A 16,675-nucleotide genomic window follows, 5' to 3' on the forward strand; every position below is an offset into this window, starting at 1 on the left:
CATCGCGGTGAATGGCATTTGCCCTTTCTATCCGAGCAGGAAATTACTTTGTTGCTTTTTATGGTATTCCTTGAGGATTTTCATGATTTCTTCATGGTGGTCATCGATAAAGATAAGTCCGTAATGTTGTGTGCTGCCTACTGGTTTTGTCCAAACGACATCTGAAATAAAGTGAAGAGAGTGATTGAGTATCGTTGTCTCAACAAAGAGCTGTACCTTTTGTTTTGCTGGAAGTTTTAAGTTGATAGCTAACCGCAGACCGCCTGGACTCATATTAATAATGTGTCCGTGACCTTGAGTAGTATCAACAGCGTGATCGTCGATTTTTATAATTTTAAAGCTGGCTGGTAAGGGATCTTTAAATTTGTATCGTAATGTTTCATGACGTTTATAGCGCATAAGATCATCCTTTCTCATACAAAATCATATGCGTGTGGGTTAGGCTATAATAAAGTATAACATCTACCCAGATTATTCCCATAAATCAAATCTGAGGAATAGGAGTCACTTTCCTTGGTTTTGAAAATTCTGTATAATGGAATAGTACTTTTAATAGCCTACATAAGGGAATGAAAATTCGTTAGAAAAAGGATGGTTGAGATGGCGACTTATGAACCGACATGGGATTTAGATACAATTTTCAGTGGAGGAAGCAACTCAGGTGAATTGCAGGATTATATAGAAGTAACTGAAACCCTTTTAAGTGAACTTGGAAAGCTTGTTCATCAATTTTCACCACCGAAAAATCCAGAACAGACTGATAAACTGGTCGTAATTCTTGATAATCTTCAGGAAACAGCTATGCATTTGAGTGAGTTTGGAGCGTTTGTCAGCTGTCTTTCTGCTCAAAATATTGAGGATAAAGCTGCAGGTACTTTAGTAACGAAGAGGAGCGAGCTTGAGGCTCAGTATGGAAATGTAATGACGGAACTCGATCAAAAGTTTATCCAGATTGATGCCCATGTGTGGGAGGGCATACTTAAAGATTCTTCTCTTAATAATCTGGCATTTGTTTTAAGGGAACGTCGGGAAAAGGTGAAAGATAAACTAGATTTAAAACAGGAAGCATTGATTAATGATTTGGCAGTAGATGGGTACCATGCGTGGGGGCAAATGTATGATACGGTTGTTGGTAAAGTGAAAATTGAAATGAATGGAGAAGCGTTATCAGTTGGACAGGCGGCTAATAAGTTGAGTACTTCAGATCGAGGGAAACGAAAAGAAGTTTTTGATAAATTACAACAGGCATGGGGCGAACAGTCTGATTTGTTTTCAGAAACGCTTAATCATCTGTCCGGATTTAGACTACAAACATACAAGCATCGTGGATGGGATGATGTGCTGAAAGAACCGCTTGAATATAATCGGATGAGCGAGAAGACTTTGACAGCCATGTGGGAGACGATTTCGAAATATAAAGGACATTACCAGAAGTTTTTACAACGGAAAGCGGATTTGTTAGGGCTTGAGCAATTGAGTATGTATGATGTCGGGGCGCCAATTGGTGAGAGTGAGCAGAAGATGGATTATAATGAGGGAGCACAGTTTATCATTGAACAATTTGAAAAGTTCAGTCCGAATCTAGCTGAATTTACTAGAATGGCATTTGAGAAACAGTGGATTGAAGCAGAGGATCGACCTGGAAAGCGTCCAGGAGGGTTTTGCACGAGCTTTCCTCATAGCGAACAGACAAGGATTTTCATGACCTATTCAGGCTCTCCTTCTAATGTTGCGACACTAGCACATGAGCTTGGCCATGCATATCATCAGCATGTCATGAATGAATTGCCGATCATGAACCAAGGATATGCTATGAACGTCGCTGAAACAGCATCGACGTTTGCTGAAATGATAGTAGCAGATGCCGCTGTGAAAAACGCCTCGAACGAAACAGAAAAAATAGCACTGCTTGAGGATAAGGTACAGCGTGGGGTGGCCTTTTTCATGAACATTCATTCGCGTTTTCTGTTCGAAACGAGATTTTATGAAGAACGTAAACAAGGCACAGTCTCAACCGAGCGTTTAAACGAAATGATGGTAGAGGCTCAAAGAGAGGCTTATGTAGATAGCTTAGACGAATATGATCCAACCTTCTGGGCTTCAAAGCTTCATTTTCACATTACTGATGTTCCTTTTTACAATTTTCCTTATACTTTTGGCTATTTGTTCAGCTTGGGTGTGTATGCGAAAGCCCTCGAAGAAGGCAGCTACTTTGAGGATAAATATATCGCTTTACTACAAGATACGGGACGCATGACAGTGGAAGATCTAGCGAAGAAGCATTTGAATGTGAATCTTGAAGGGGCAGAGTTTTGGGAGTATGCACTGAATCTATGCATCGCTGATGTTGAGGAATTTTTAGAGCTTACATCTTAAAAAATAGGGTAGGATTTCTGAAAAAGGAGGAGTCAGTATGGAACAACGGATACCTGAAGAGGAAAAGCAAACGAGAGTAAATGCGTTAGATGGTTGGAAGCTTGATGGCAAGTTTATTGTAAAGCGTTATCGATTTGAAGATTTCCTTACTGGGATTCAGTTTGTTAACAACGTAGCTGAATATGCAGAGGATATCCAACATCATCCATTTATCAGCATTGACTACAAGATGGTTACGATTAAATTGACTTCATGGCAAGCGAAAGGGCTAATCGATCTTGATCTCACCTGTGCAGATAAATATGATGACCTTTATAAACAGATAACAGAATAGGAGCTTAGCTTAATGCGTGTGTTTTTAATCACTTGGTCAGTTGCTCTTGCGATAGGTGCGCTGACCTTTTTCTATCAAACTAAAATACTTACGAGTCCACCAGTGACATTGATTGAAGCAATGATTACTAGTACAGGGGCATTGCTTGCAGCGGTGTTTTTTATTTGGTCTTTAAAGGAAGCACCGGAAAAATACCGTATTATTATTTCTTGTGTAGCGATTATCTTTTTCATAGGGGTATTGTTCCTTGCAATGATGAATCGATTCATCGTAGGGAATGATGAGATTCCTATTTTATTAATGGATGGAGCATCCATTGTTGCGACGGGAGCAGTTGCTCTGTATGGCGGGCTAAAGTTATTTAATAAAAGAAGCGAGGAGTAGGGGAGCCACTGAAAAACTGCAATGTTTTTCAGTGGCAAGATAGGATATTTGTGTATTTAGGAGAGCTTTTGCGTATTTAACTTGTTTTATGCACGATTTAAAGCCATATTACAAATTTTTAGATCTGATATCCTTCCATTTAATGCTCCGTTAGGGATGCTTTGCAAAGCTGGCTAATAAGCTGTTTCTGAAAGAGGCATATGCTGAACTTTTTGAAAGTAGATTGCTGAAGAAAAGCCGCTTATCCTTTGGGATAGGCGGCTTATTCCAGTTAAGTTAGAATCTATCCTGATTTGGGTAAATAGAATCGCTTTGGATTTGGACAGAATAAATTGGATTTTTGGTAGAATCTCGTAAGTTAGGACAGAATAAACTGAACTTTAGTCAGAATCATCAGTTGTCTGGGCAGAATTCTCAATCATGTTACTCACTTCATACTGTAATGCTACTGGTTTAATGCCTGAACATGCTCAAATGTAAATAAACTCGTGTCGTTTTCGGGTGGAGCCAGACATTCTATTACTTCTTCTGTAAAAGGATGAGAAAAGCTCAGCTTTGCTGCATGAAGGGCTTGCTTGCCGAATCCAGCAGGCTTGCCTCCATATAATTCATCCCCGAGCAAAGGATGGCCGATGTAGCTTAAATGAACACGGATTTGATGTGTCCGCCCAGTACTGAGCTTTAATTTAACAAGGGAGGCTTTTTGCTGAGCATCATACTTAATTAGTTCATAACGGGTTTCGGCATCCTGACCTCCCGACGATACCCTTCTGCGTGCCGGATGATGGCGGTCTTTGCCAATCGGATGGTTAATCACACCGTTGTTTGGTTTAATTTTACCGTGAGCCCAGGCTAAATACGTCCTACTGATCCCCCTTTTCTTCAATAGCTCACCGAGCATAGCAATCGCAAGGTCATGCTTAGCGAATAAAATAGCTCCGGATGTATCACGGTCCAATCTATGCACATATTTTGGCTTCGCTTCAATTCCACTTGCCTGAAAGTAAAAAGCTACTGCATTGACAAGCGTGTTCGTTTGATCAGGGTTGTTTGGGTGTGTATCCATTCCGCCCGGTTTGTTGACGACAAGTAAATGATCGTCCTCATATAACACGTTAATCTCAAAGTAAGTAGGAATTACTTCTAACGGCTGAGGTTCAAACAGTTTAATTCGAAGCGCATCTCCTGCATAAACCTGTGTCTGCTTCCAATGCTTTGATTCATTATTTAAGGTTACGCTGCGTTCGGTTCGATATTTATGAAGGAGCTTCCTGGGCACTTTCCACTCCTTTTTCAAAATCCTTTCAATGGTGAAGGTATCCCATTTTTTCGGGATTGTAACCTCAAGCCACTCTCCTTGGCGTTTCGTTTTCATTGATTTCACCTTTTTCTTTTAGAGGTTGTTCAAAAAGTCGTTGGCTTGCTTTTGAAGAGCGTGTGCCCCTGCGTCTACAAGCCTATTCAAAGAAGGAAATTCAGCGAAGAAGGATATTCTCTGAAGTTGCCTCGCTACTTACGTATCATGAAGCAGCAGTGGAACTTCTAACTAAAACCGTGTTAGAAGTCACATGTCCTATGCAAGTCCGTTCCTTGGAAATGAAGGAGACTTTTCCTTCGTGCGATACCAATTCGGGGAAGATTTCCTTGGTGCTCAGGAACTACGCCACCTCGACCTTCTTGCGACGCGCAAGGAACGTGCTAGTGTCAACGTTGCTCGCGTGTCTTGGCAACTTTTTGAACACTCACTTTAAAAACAGTTGCTTTCTATTGTACTGTGAAAATAGCCGTTAAGAAAGGGAATATTCGATAATCTTCTGTTCTCCATGTGTACAACAATTGAAATAAGTGCATAATAGGTATCGACAAATCTCTTGATGTGTTATAATAGACAGGTTGAATAATTTGTGATTTGAAAGAGGTGTGTGCTTCATGCAACACAGAAATGATATTCGTAATATTGCGATCATCGCACACGTTGACCACGGAAAAACAACGCTTGTGGATCAGATGCTCCGCTATTCTGGTACATTCCGTGAGAATGAACACGTGGATGACCGTGCTATGGACTCTAATGATTTGGAAAAAGAACGCGGGATTACAATCTTAGCGAAAAATACCGCGATCAATTATAATGATGCACGAATTAACATTCTTGATACACCAGGTCACGCCGACTTTGGTGGAGAAGTTGAACGTATTTTGAAAATGGTAGACGGTGTATTATTAGTCGTTGATGCCTATGAAGGCTGTATGCCACAGACTCGTTTTGTTCTGAAAAAAGCGTTGGAACAGAAATTAACACCAGTCGTCGTTTTGAACAAAATTGACCGTCCTAACGCTCGTCCTAATGAGGTCATTGATGAAGTGCTTGATTTATTTATCGAGCTTGGTGCCGATGATGAGCAACTTGAATTCCCAGTTGTTTATGCGTCAGCATTGAATGGGACGTCTGGAGATGAGGCTGAAGATCAGAACGAGACCATGGATCCGATCTTTAAGCTGATTATGAATAATATCCCTGCACCGGTCGATTCACAGGACGATCCGCTGCAATTCCAAGTGACGCTCCTTGATTATAATGATTACCTTGGACGTATTGGAGTTGGACGTGTGTTCCGTGGAAGTATTAAAGTCGGACAACAAGTCTCACTTATGAAGAAAGACGGTTCAGTGAAAAACTTCCGCGTGTCTAAGCTGTTTGGCTTCATCGGTCTGAAGCGTATCGAGATTGAAGAAGCGAAGTCTGGGGACATTATTGCTCTTGCAGGTATGGAGGACATTAACGTTGGCGAAACGGTATGTCCAACAACTCACCAAGAAGCAATGGAAATTCCACGTATTGATGAGCCGACCCTTCAAATGACGTTCTTGGTGAACAACAGCCCATTTGCAGGGCGCGAAGGGAAGTATGTGACTTCTCGCCAAATCGAAGAGCGTTTGTTGACTCAACTGGAAACAGACGTAAGTTTACGTGTTGAACCGACAGACTCCCCTGATGCCTTTACTGTATCAGGTCGTGGGGAATTGCACCTATCTATTCTTGTGGAAAATATGCGTCGTGAAGGTTTTGAACTTCAGCTGTCTAAGCCGAAAGTTATTTTGAAAGAAATTGATGGGGTAACTTGTGAGCCGATGGAACGTGTTCAAATTGATACACCAGAAGATTATCAAGGTGCTGTTATGGAGTCAATTGGAATCCGTAAAGGTGAAATGCAAGATATGGTCAATGATGGAAATGGTCAGGTCCGCCTTGAGTTTCTCGTTCCATCCCGTGGCCTCATCGGTTATTCTACTGAATTTATGACGCAAACTCGTGGGTATGGAATTCTAAACCATACGTTCGATGGTTATGCTCCACTAAATAAGGGGCAGGTAGGAGGTCGTCGTCAGGGAGTACTTGTTTCTCTTGATAAAGGGAAATCTTCCACTTATGGAATTATGAACCTCGAGGATCGCGGTACGATTTTCGTAGAGCCTGGTACAGAGGTTTATGAAGGAATGATCGTTGGCGAACACAACCGTGAAAATGATCTTACTGTAAACATTACGAAAGAGAAGCACTTGACTAACGTGCGTTCTGCTACGAAAGATACAACAAGCACCATTAAAAAGACGCGTCAGTTAACGCTTGAAGAAGCCATTGAGTACTTGGATGATGATGAGTATTGTGAGGTTACACCTGAAGCGGTACGACTTCGTAAGAAATATCTTAATAAAAACGAACGTGAGAAAATGGCGAAGAAGAAAAAGCTGCAGAATGCTGAAATCTAATTATTAAAAAAAGTCTGATCCATTGCGGATCAGACTTTTTTTGCCCCCAAAAACTATTCGCTTACTTGGATGGTTTCTTCGTGATGACCATGAATTTCTTGATCAGGCTTCTCATAATGAATATTCACCGTGTATCCCCTGCTGAAGGGAAAGTATAGTCTGCCGTGTATTCACCAGGATTCGTTTCCTTAGCCGATATGAATTCATGCTTGTGGAGTTGGGCTGAACTGATTTCAAACTTTACCATAGCCCCTTTAAAAGGCTTCTCTTTATGGTTAATATGTGCGGCAAGAGTGGAGCCTTCAGCTGCTTTGAATTCTTGATCTTTCATAAAGTGAACCATGAACGTGCTATGCCCGTGGCTATCTTGTTCAGAAGCGTGATCATCTTTTTCGTGATCGTGACCACTTTCTTCCTGAGCTGTTTCGTCGCCTCTCACTTTCACTTCAACTTGAGGCATGACATGCATGCTTCTTGCTTGCGTATGAGCAATTACTTGATAGGTACCTGGCTTATTAAATGAATAGGCAGCTTTATACACGCCATCTTCTGCATGTTCGGCTTTAATCGTATCTGATTTTTCTTGTCCAGCTTGATTATGCCATATTTCAAATTCCACTGAATCGGCGTCGGTCACTTTTTCTTCGCCTTGTGTAACGACGGCTTTAATTACAGTTTCTTCTTTAACCGGCAGAGGTTCTTTTTCAAATTTCACTTCAACCTCAGTCATCACAGGTTCCTTATTTTCACTAGCGTTGCTTTCTTCACTTTCACTAGAGGATCCACATGCTGCAAGGATAATAATTAGAGCAGAAAACATTAGGAATGATACGATTTTTTTCATAAATAAAATCTCCCTTTCCAAATTAACCATCTTAATCATAACATGTTCAATCGTCATGTTATATGACATGGCTGCCTATGGTTGTGGCAATGCTGTGACATTCCTATTTTTCTATAAAGCCATCGTTTTAAGGAAAAGGATGGATCACACTCAAGAGTAAAAAAACTGACCCTTAGGATCAGTTTTTTTGGTAATCGTCCCATATATAGTTATAAAAAGATTCTGTTGTGATCCACTTTAATGCTTCCGGGTCATTCGCCTGGATCCCCTCGTCGAGCATTTCGAGCATTCGAGCAGTTTGTGAAATGTGAGCACGCATAGCATTCAGCTTCTGTTCCTGAACTTTTGTTATGTTATGAACGACGTCTGGCTTACCCAGTTCTTCTTCTGTATTATTTGCAAAAGCCACAGCGTGAAATTTTGGCCGTCTGGCAGGCTCGATTCGTTCTAAAGCACGGACGACAGCTCTTGCCGTTGCTTCATGATCAGGGTGAACGGCATAGTCGGGATAAAAACTGATCACTAAGGATGGATCGAGTTCCACAATCAAATCACTGACAAGCTGGGTCATTTTGTCATTGTCTTCAAATTCTAATGTTTTATCGCGTAATCCCACCATCCTAAGATCAGTAATCCCCATAGCCTCAGCCGCTTTTTGCAGCTCAACACGTCGAATGTTTGGTAGTGTTTCGCGGGTAGCAAAAGCAGGCATGCCAAGGTTTCTGCCCATCTCACCAAGAGTTAGACAGGCATAGGTAAGCGGGGTGCCTTGATTTATATAGGAAGCAATGGTGCCTGAAACACCAAATGCTTCATCATCAGGATGTGGAAAAATGACGAGCACGTGGTTTTCCTTTTCGATCATGAGTGAATCACTCCTTAACTAGTCATCTATTCTACATTATTACTTAGATCACCTTGTTTTTAAAGCTATTTGTTTATTGAGAGGCAACAGTTATGTTTACCTATTTTTGCAGAAAGGAACATAGTGAAATAAAGATCTATAAATGTGTGTTCAAAAAGTTGACGAATGAGAGACAAGAAGTTCGAGGCGCGAACGTTTTGAGGACCACAGCGTATACCTTTCCTACGTGAGGACCGGAAAAACTGAGCAACAAAGAAATTCGCCGTTTATCATTTTGTGACTTTTTGAACATCCTCTATAAATGAAGGGAGTTATTATAATATGGAACAAAGAGTTCAACATCTTGTCAATTGGCTTCAAACAAAGGTTAAAGAAGCAGGAGCGAAAGGAGCTCTCGTTGGAGTAAGTGGCGGCATCGATTCTGCAGTCGTTGCTAATTTAATTAAACGTGCGTTTCCAGACCAATCACTTGGAGTGATTCTACCGATTAATCAGCGGGTGGAAGATCAAACGGATGCTGTAGCCACTGTGGAGCAAGCTGATCTTGATTATGTAGGTATAGAACTAACCGATGCTTATAAAGAAACCTATTCATCTATACAAAAAAAGCTAGTGGAGAAAGGGGATTGGAAAGAAGAAAAATCCCAATTAGGAGGTGCAAACCTTCAAGCACGAATGCGGATGAGTACACTGTACGCTGTTGCTAACAATTATGGTTACTTAGTAATAGGAACAGACAATGCCGCTGAAGATTTTACCGGTTATTTCACAAAATTTGGAGACGGTGGAGTAGATCTTGTTCCCCTTATTCATATGAGAAAAGAAGAGGTGCGGGAAATGGCCGCGTACTTACATGTGCCAGACTCTGTGATTAGGAAAAAACCAAGCGCTGAACTTTGGGAAGGCCAGTCTGATGAAGAAGAGATGGGCATTTCCTATCAAACGATTGATGCCTACCTGCGAGGAGAAGATATTCCTCCCGAAGATGAACAGCGTCTCGGCGAGATTCATGAACGGACAGAACACAAAAGGCAAGTTCCAGCCGGGCCTCCTAAATATGAAAAAAAGTGAGGAGATAGTATGTCGCAACAAACCGCACTGTTGATTATTGATATGATTAATAAAATGGATTTCGATGGAGGAGAGAACCTTCTTGAAAATACAAAAGCCATAACGGCTAATCTGCAAAAGTTGAAGTCTGTGGTCAAACAAAAAGAGATGCCTGTTATTTATGTCAATGATAATTTCGGTTTATGGCAGGATAACAAGACAGAGCTAATCAAAGAGTGTAAGAAGGGCCTGGGGGAGCCTGTAATTAACGAAATACTCCCTGAAGAAGATGATTATTTTATCATTAAACCAAAGCACTCCGCGTTCTTTGGTACACAGCTTGGCATCCTTTTAGAGCAGTTGAGGGTGTCCAATCTGATCTTAACTGGGGTAGCGGGTGATATTTGTGTTTTATTCACGGCCAATGATGCTTATATGCGTGGATTTGATCTATGGGTGCCAAGGGATTGTGTGGCCTCAGAACAGAGAGAAGATAATCAGAACGCATTAAAGATTATAGAGCGATCACTTTCCGCAAAGACCATCAAGAGTTACGATGCCAATTTTGATACCGTTTTTAAAGATTGACTTTTTTCAAAAAGTTGACTATCCTATAGGAAGAGAACGAATGTGTTCTACCATTTAAATTCCTTTCTTAGAGGAGAATGAATTATGAGTGTGGTTGTTCTTAACTAATCCCATTAATTGGATACGTTCTGAAGAAATGTGAAAAAGACGTGCTTTGAGGCAGGTCAGATTTGTGTTTCCATTTTTTTAGAAACAGTTAAGAACAAGCATAATCATAGCAGAAATGAAAGAAGTATCTAAGGCTATGGCTTTCTTAAGTCATAGCTTTTTTATGTCTTTCTAAATGGTGGAGCACATGAATGAACGCATCTGTGCGTTTTCGTTCTCCTTACAATCCATACATGAGCTGCGATGAGCTTTGTGCTTATCGTGGCTTTTTTTATGGATTTATAAAAAATAGGAGGCATCTACTTTGAATACTAAATCATATCAGAGTTTAGAGTTTAAGGAAATTTTAGAAGAAACAGCTGGTTATGCACTAACGAACGAAGGCAGGGAGGAAATTTTAGCCATTGTCCCGTCACGAAGTAAAAGGTTGATTAGCCATTTGCATCTTGAAATTGAAGAGGCAAAAGTGATTTTGGCTGGCAGCGGGAATGTTCCTATTCATTCATTAAGTGATGTCACTTATATGATCGAACAAGCGAAGAAGGGTATGTTTATTCGAGCTGATCAGTTCGCTCGCCTCGTATCGTTTCTCAATCATTGTACAAAATTGAAGCGGTTTATGAATGGGAAGGAAATGATCGCACCTACCATTAGCTTATACGCCTGGTCGATTGCCGATTTAACGTTACTTGAGGAGGAGATTCATCGCATAATCCGTCATGGCCAGGTGGATGATTACGCCTCTAGCCATCTTGCTAAAATTAGAAAACAGAAAACAGCCAAATATACGAAGCTAAAAGAGAAAATTGACCAAATGACTAAATCTGCTAAATACAAGCCGCTTATGCAAGAAAAAATGGTCGTTGAAAAGGGTGGTAGATATACGCTTCCTATTAAAAGGGAGAGTCGGAACAAAGTAAAGGGGACGGTCATTGACGAGTCCTCTTCAGGGGCAACTATCTTCATTGAGCCAGATGAGATCACTGTTCAGCAAGAAGAACTTCAGATGCTGAAGCTAAGTGAAGAACAGGAGGTCGAGCAAATCCTTTACGTACTCACAAACGAAGTGGTTGCTTATGAACAAGAGTTATCAGTGGCGATTGATACCATGCATAAATATGATGTTATTTTTGCAAAAGCAAAATATAGTAAACAGGTTAACGGGAATTCTGTCGTTTTAAATGATGAGAGTGTGATAGATTTAAAGGCAGCCAGGCACCCTCTATTAGGAGAACAGGCTATTCCGTTAACGATCACTTTGGATGGTGAGATTCAAAGCCTGTTGATTACTGGTCCGAATACCGGCGGGAAAACAGTTACACTTAAAACAGTGGGTCTGCTGTCGTTAATGGCACAATCGGGTTTGCACATCCCCGCAGCTAAAGGGAGCTCACTTCCCCTTTTTCAACACATTCTCGTTGATATCGGCGACGGCCAGAACATTCAGGAAAATTTAAGCACGTTTAGCTCACGACTTGTGAATATCATAGAAGTGATCAAGCAGGCCAATGATCACACCCTTGTGCTGCTAGATGAGTTGGGATCTGGAACCGACCCCGGAGAAGGGATGGGCTTGGCTACCGCTATCCTGGATCAACTGGCAGATAAAGGTTCAACCATCTTAGCTACAACACACTACAGTGAAATGAAGGAGTATGCCAACACGAAGCAAGGATTCTTAAATGCAGCGATGGAATTTGATGTTGGAACTTTAAAACCAACTTATAAACTCACTTTAGGTGCAAGTGGGAAAAGCCAGGCATTTGATATTGCCCTTAAGCTAGGACTCCACCCTCAGATTATTGAGAAAGCTTACGCGATTACCTATAAAAAAGCTACCCATTTTCACGTGGATGAGGCAAAGCTTGGGAAGATGGAGTACATGCAGCAAATTGCTGTCAATCGATATGGTCAGCGTCAGGCAAAGTCACAAGAAAAGAATGACGACAAAGCCAGTCAATTTCAAATGGGTGACAATGTAACTGTGCAAGCGACGGGAGAAACAGCGATTGTTTACAAAGGACCAGATAAAAAGGGGAACTATATTGTCCAAATTAAAGGGGAGAAGCAAACGATTAACCATAAGCGGCTAAAGCTGCACATTCCGGCCAGTGAACTTTACCCAGATGACTATGACTTTGATATTATTTTTAAATCAAAGGAATACCGGAAAATCAAACATCAAATGGGAAGAAAGCATATAGAAGGATTAAGCTTAGATGAAGAGGAATAAACAGTTTTCTCGTTATACCCCTGCATGCATGCTATGATTGAAGTAACCATATCAATGAGGTGATAATATGAGCAAGCGAATCAAGTGGTTTGTGATTGCAGGAATCCTAGTCATTGCCGGCGTGCTCGTTATTCCAGAAGCTTATTCGTACTTGACAAAACGAAATTATGAAAGTGAAATGGTCTCAGCAGAGGATATACCAGATGATTATAAAGTAGCGACCTTTGCCGGCGGTTGTTTCTGGTGTATGGAGCCGCCTTTTGAAAGGCTTAAAGGTGTAAAAGAAGTAGTTTCCGGTTACACAGGAGGAGAGACGGAAAGTCCTACTTATGAGGAAGTATCGGCTGGCGGGACAGGGCATATTGAAGCTGTCCAAGTTTACTTTGACCCAGATGTGATTACGTATGAACAGGTGTTGGATGTATTTTGGAGGCAGATTAATCCTACTGATGATGGAGGCCAGTTTGTTGACCGAGGCTATCAATATACGACTGCGATTTTTTACAACTCTGAAAAGCAGCAAAAGCTAGCAAAGCAGTCTAAACAACAGATGGCTGATTCAGGACGTTTTGAAGGAGAAATCGTTACACCTATCAGCCCTGCAGAAGAATTTTATCGGGCAGAGGAATATCACCAGGATTATTATAAGAAAAATGAGTTAAGGTATAAATTTTACCGTGGGAATTCCGGACGTGATGATTATTTAGAAGAGACGTGGGGAGAAGATCGTATGTTAGATCTACCGAAAAAAGAATCACAATAAGAAAACCCGCTGTCTGGAACTACCAGATAGCGGGTTTTACTATGTTAATGTTTCCTCTTAATACTGTTCCGTTTCAGCAGCAGGTTCACTCATTGTCGGTTTGGATTGAAGATCAGTATAACCAACGAACCCGAATGAAAAAACAATGAGGAGCAAGATTGCAAATAGTACTTTTCTCATTAAAGAGCCCTCCAAGGAATAATGTGTTCTATACTCTATAGACGTATGACCTGTAAGAGATCCCTACAATGAATGGTAAAAATATTGCAATGGGTCGAAATCCACCGTACTCTATCAATTTTTTCAAAAAAGGGATCGGATGTTGTCTAATCGCTAGAATTTTCCTTTTTTATTTTACTTGCTATCTAGGACGATTGCAATACGTTTTTGAGTAAATCTATTAGAAAAAATTGTCCCATTAGGAAACAAGCTTTAGACCCACAACTCCAGCGATAATACAACTGATGAAAAAGAGTCGTTGTACGCTTGCTTTTTCCTTAAATAATAGAATACCGAGCAGCACTGTTCCGACAGACCCTATTCCTGTCCAGATTCCATATGCCGTGCCAATAGGCAATTCTTTAAGAGATAAGGATAGGAAATATAAACTTAATCCACCTGAAACAATGGCCAGCAAAGTCGGGATTCGTTTTCGAAATCCATCTGAAAGCTTGAGGAATAACATACCGAACATTTCACCTGTGCCAGCAAGAAGTAAAAAGATCCAAGACATTATAACCCCTCCTCAGTAAGATTTTCCACCTTTGGCGTATCCGACATTTTCAATCCGATAATCCCAAAGATTAAAACGGCAATAAAAAAGACCTTTCCGGCGCTTTTGATATCGCCAAGAAATGCCATTCCGATTACGGCTGTACCAGCTGCGCCAATTCCTGTGAAGATAGCGTATCCTGTGCCGATGTCGATCATTTTTAATGCTTTTGTAAATAAAAAGAAGCTAATGAATATTGATAATAGTGTAAGACCAGTAATAACAGGTCTTGTAAAGCCTTCTGACATTTTCAGCCCAACGGCCCAGCCAATTTCGAACAGGGCCCCTATGAATAAATAGATCCAGGCCATAGTTAATCCTCCTCGCTTGATTTTTGTACCCCAAGCCAAAAGATTTTAAAGCTGGCTTGCTCTCGCTTAGCCAGTGTATCTTTATCGTAAAAGTTTTCTTCCAAAAATAGTCCGTCGATCAGCGTGTAGAAGGCGGATAGTGTTTCATCAATAGGAAGATGACGCAACGTGCCTTCCTCCATTCCCTGCTTGAAAATAGGACGGATAATATCATTCGCCTGCTCTTCTACTTGAAGAAATACTTGTTTAATTTCATCAGAGAAGTCTTCAGGCGGAAAGAAAGTAAAACGCTTAAAAAACGTGCCTTCGGTTGAGTTTGCCATGTGGTCAACATAGAAATGATAAACTTTCTCAAGTCGCTGCTTAATGGGTTGATCCCCTGTTTGTCTGTTGAAGTCTTTGAAGTGCTCGGATTCTTTCACAGCTACTTCCTTTAATACTTCAAGAAAAATTTCTTCCTTACTGGAAAAGTGATTGTAAAGAGAAGGTTTCTTGATTCCTACTTTGGAAGCAATATTTGTAAGACTCGTATTTTCATAGCCATGATAAGCAAAACACTCAAGACTGACATCTATAATTTTTTGTTTAGACATTTTGTATTCCTCACTAACTAACGGTCGGTAGTTTAATGTTATCATCGATTTTTTTGTTTGTCTAGAGGGGAAGATTGCTTTTTACAATTTTCGACACGTTTATCCATAAAGGAGGGGGGTATGTAAAACATAGGAGGTAATTTTTTGAACGTTCATACAATTTCGGTAGAAGGGGACATATCCATGAATAAATACAAGCTAGACCGTTATGATGGTTCATATGCAATATTGGTCCAGGAGGATGCAGAGAGAAGTGAGTTTCTAGTACTGAAAGAACGATTAATTGCATTCGCGAAAGCAGGGGATACCTTGGCAATTGACTTCGACAGTATTGGAAATTTAAAACAGGTGCAAATTGTTGGGAAGAATTATGAGAAGCCTTCAAGTGAAGTGTAAAACACCGATCCATATTCGTGAGAGTATGGATCGGTGTTTGTATTATAGAGCATTCATTTATATCTGTAAGTTCAGCAATTGGAGCTCTCTTTTGAGAAATAATTAAAAAATCCGCGGAGTCAGTCTTCGCTGATTTTTGATTTTACATGATCTCCATTTTTAATTCATGTTCTTTAATATAAGCTTTCGGAAGCATAATCGATTTAAAATCGAAAGGGACGACTTCTGCGTCCTGCTTCACTCGATTAGGAAGATCTGGATTTTGTAAAGCACTTGTAGCTAGACTAATTAAATCTGCTTGATCTTCCTGCAATAAGGAGTTTGCTATAGCTGGATCCTGTAATTGACCATTTGCCATGATTGGCAATCTACTGTATTGTTTAGCTGCTGCAGCGATGGATTTACTTCCTTCTCCAAAGCTTGGCTTAGTTCCGTCAGCATCAGTAACATGAATATAATCAAGCGGGGTACTATCCAGACTCGAAAATATTGTCTTGGCATCACTTTCTCCAAGAGCCCAGCGATGTTCGCCATCTGAGACCTTCCCTTGTGATATTCGGATGCCAACAATAAATTCTCTTCCGACTGCTTTTCTAACTTCAATAATGATCTCTGTTAGAAAGCGTACTCGATTTCCTGTAGCCCCTCCGTATTGATCTTCACGCAGGTTCATATAATCGGTAAGAAATTCATCTAGCAAGTAACCGTTCGCCCCGTGGATCTCTACGCCATCAAAGCCTGCTTCCCTAGCATTGATAGCAGCCGTAACAAACCCTTGTTTCACTTGTTCCATGTTCGCGTGGGTCATTTCAATAGGAGTCGGATAGGGGCCTTCCCCGCCGTAGAGGGGAACCATATCACCCTGTGGAGGTACGGCAGATGGAGCGATGGTATCGTTCGCATGAATGTTGCCTTGAGATTGGGAGCCGGCATGCATAAGCTGTGCTATAAAAGCAGCCCCATGTTTGTGTACGCCTTCTACGATCGGCTTCCAAGATTTCATTTGGTTAACGTTCGCGAGACCAGGTTGGTTGTGATACCCTTGTGAATATTCTTCATCCGGGTAAACCCCTTCTGTAATGATTGTCCCAAAGCCGCCCTTCGCATAGCGTTCATAATAGGCTTTCATTGTTTCATTGGCTATTCCGTTATTTTCAGCACTAATTCTCGTCATAGGTGCAACTACATATCGATTGTTAAGCTGTAATTGGTTGACCGCTAATTTTTCAAATAGCGCTTTATATTCTTCCTTCATTACATTCATCTCCTTTTCCACATTAATCTTAA

At 40.9% G+C, this 16,675-nt stretch carries 18 protein-coding genes; 9 read left to right on the forward strand and 9 right to left on the reverse strand.

Going from position 1 to position 16,675, the window contains the following annotated elements:
* Positions 1–27: 27 nt before the first annotated feature.
* Positions 28–399 carry a PilZ domain-containing protein gene (locus tag MUO14_RS19180; RefSeq protein WP_244752157.1) on the reverse strand — a complete coding sequence of 124 codons (372 nt, stop codon included), beginning with the start codon at positions 397–399 and terminating at the stop codon, positions 28–30.
* 201 nt (positions 400–600) lie between these two features.
* Here MUO14_RS19180 and MUO14_RS19185 point away from each other — a divergent pair, with 201 nt between their 5' ends.
* Genes MUO14_RS19185 through MUO14_RS19195 form a run of 3 tightly spaced genes read left to right on the forward strand, consistent with a single transcriptional unit; the run spans position 601 to position 3,094 of the window.
* Entirely contained in the window at positions 601–2,376 is a 1,776-nt protein-coding gene (locus MUO14_RS19185; protein WP_244752158.1) for a M3 family oligoendopeptidase, read from the forward strand.
* Between the two features lie 37 nt (positions 2,377–2,413).
* The gene (locus tag MUO14_RS19190) at positions 2,414–2,710 is read left to right on the forward strand and encodes a 4a-hydroxytetrahydrobiopterin dehydratase (protein WP_244752159.1); all 297 of its coding nucleotides are present in this window, start codon (positions 2,414–2,416) and stop codon (positions 2,708–2,710) included.
* A 12-nt stretch (positions 2,711–2,722) separates the two neighbouring features.
* Positions 2,723–3,094: a hypothetical protein gene (locus tag MUO14_RS19195; protein WP_244752160.1), complete on the forward strand. Its 372-nt coding sequence runs from the start codon at positions 2,723–2,725 to the stop codon at positions 3,092–3,094.
* Between the two features lie 445 nt (positions 3,095–3,539).
* Here the strand turns inward: MUO14_RS19195 and MUO14_RS19200 are convergent, their stop codons facing one another.
* The gene (locus MUO14_RS19200; RefSeq protein ID WP_244752161.1) at positions 3,540–4,469 is read right to left on the reverse strand and encodes an RluA family pseudouridine synthase; all 930 of its coding nucleotides are present in this window, start codon (positions 4,467–4,469) and stop codon (positions 3,540–3,542) included.
* 554 nt (positions 4,470–5,023) lie between these two features.
* On the opposite strand from MUO14_RS19200, the gene typA reads away from it, so the two are divergent.
* Positions 5,024–6,865, forward strand: a complete 1,842-nt coding sequence (gene typA, locus MUO14_RS19205) for a translational GTPase TypA (RefSeq protein WP_244752162.1) — start codon at positions 5,024–5,026, stop codon at positions 6,863–6,865.
* Positions 6,866–6,989: 124 nt separating this feature from the next.
* Here the strand turns inward: typA and MUO14_RS19210 are convergent, their stop codons facing one another.
* Together MUO14_RS19210 and bshB2 are read right to left on the reverse strand one after the other, a co-directional pair.
* Complete coding sequence (locus tag MUO14_RS19210) at positions 6,990–7,709, reverse strand: FixH family protein (protein WP_244752163.1); 720 nt, start codon at positions 7,707–7,709, stop codon at positions 6,990–6,992.
* A 178-nt stretch (positions 7,710–7,887) separates the two neighbouring features.
* A complete protein-coding gene (gene bshB2, locus MUO14_RS19215) occupies positions 7,888–8,574 on the reverse strand; it encodes a bacillithiol biosynthesis deacetylase BshB2 (RefSeq protein ID WP_244752164.1) in 687 nt (228 codons plus the stop codon).
* A gap of 321 nt (positions 8,575–8,895) precedes the next feature.
* On the opposite strand from bshB2, the gene nadE reads away from it, so the two are divergent.
* The 4 genes from nadE to msrA all read left to right on the forward strand — a co-directional run bounded on the left by nadE (position 8,896) and on the right by msrA (position 13,316).
* On the forward strand, positions 8,896–9,645 hold the full coding sequence (gene nadE, locus MUO14_RS19220; protein WP_244752165.1) for an NAD(+) synthase: 750 nt from the start codon (positions 8,896–8,898) through the stop codon (positions 9,643–9,645).
* A gap of 9 nt (positions 9,646–9,654) precedes the next feature.
* Positions 9,655–10,212: a cysteine hydrolase family protein gene (locus MUO14_RS19225; protein WP_244752166.1), complete on the forward strand. Its 558-nt coding sequence runs from the start codon at positions 9,655–9,657 to the stop codon at positions 10,210–10,212.
* A 412-nt stretch (positions 10,213–10,624) separates the two neighbouring features.
* Positions 10,625–12,553, forward strand: coding sequence for an endonuclease MutS2 (locus tag MUO14_RS19230; RefSeq protein ID WP_244752167.1), 1,929 nt, complete (start codon positions 10,625–10,627; stop codon positions 12,551–12,553).
* Between the two features lie 67 nt (positions 12,554–12,620).
* The gene (gene msrA, locus MUO14_RS19235; RefSeq protein WP_244752168.1) at positions 12,621–13,316 is read left to right on the forward strand and encodes a peptide-methionine (S)-S-oxide reductase MsrA; all 696 of its coding nucleotides are present in this window, start codon (positions 12,621–12,623) and stop codon (positions 13,314–13,316) included.
* Between the two features lie 57 nt (positions 13,317–13,373).
* Here the strand turns inward: msrA and MUO14_RS24420 are convergent, their stop codons facing one another.
* The 4 genes from MUO14_RS24420 to MUO14_RS19250 form a co-directional block, all read right to left on the reverse strand.
* Complete coding sequence (locus MUO14_RS24420; protein WP_255822134.1) at positions 13,374–13,496, reverse strand: hypothetical protein; 123 nt, start codon at positions 13,494–13,496, stop codon at positions 13,374–13,376.
* 238 nt (positions 13,497–13,734) lie between these two features.
* A complete protein-coding gene (locus MUO14_RS19240) occupies positions 13,735–14,049 on the reverse strand; it encodes a DMT family transporter (protein WP_244752169.1) in 315 nt (104 codons plus the stop codon).
* Positions 14,049–14,399 (reverse strand): DMT family transporter, encoded by a 351-nt coding sequence (locus MUO14_RS19245; protein ID WP_244752170.1) that lies wholly within the window; start codon positions 14,397–14,399, stop codon positions 14,049–14,051. Before MUO14_RS19245 ends, MUO14_RS19240 begins: the two co-directional genes overlap by 1 nt.
* 2 nt (positions 14,400–14,401) lie before the next feature.
* Positions 14,402–14,992, reverse strand: coding sequence for a TetR/AcrR family transcriptional regulator (locus tag MUO14_RS19250; protein ID WP_244752171.1), 591 nt, complete (start codon positions 14,990–14,992; stop codon positions 14,402–14,404).
* Positions 14,993–15,136: 144 nt separating this feature from the next.
* On the opposite strand from MUO14_RS19250, the gene MUO14_RS19255 reads away from it, so the two are divergent.
* A complete protein-coding gene (locus MUO14_RS19255) occupies positions 15,137–15,388 on the forward strand; it encodes a hypothetical protein (RefSeq protein WP_244752172.1) in 252 nt (83 codons plus the stop codon).
* A 142-nt stretch (positions 15,389–15,530) separates the two neighbouring features.
* On the opposite strand, the gene MUO14_RS19260 is transcribed toward MUO14_RS19255, so the two are convergent.
* Complete coding sequence (locus MUO14_RS19260; protein ID WP_244752173.1) at positions 15,531–16,643, reverse strand: NADH:flavin oxidoreductase; 1,113 nt, start codon at positions 16,641–16,643, stop codon at positions 15,531–15,533.
* Positions 16,644–16,675 lie beyond the last annotated feature (32 nt).

Source organism: Halobacillus shinanisalinarum (assembly GCF_022919835.1).
In the GTDB taxonomy this organism is placed as follows: domain Bacteria; phylum Bacillota; class Bacilli; order Bacillales; family Halobacillaceae; genus Halobacillus_A; species Halobacillus_A shinanisalinarum.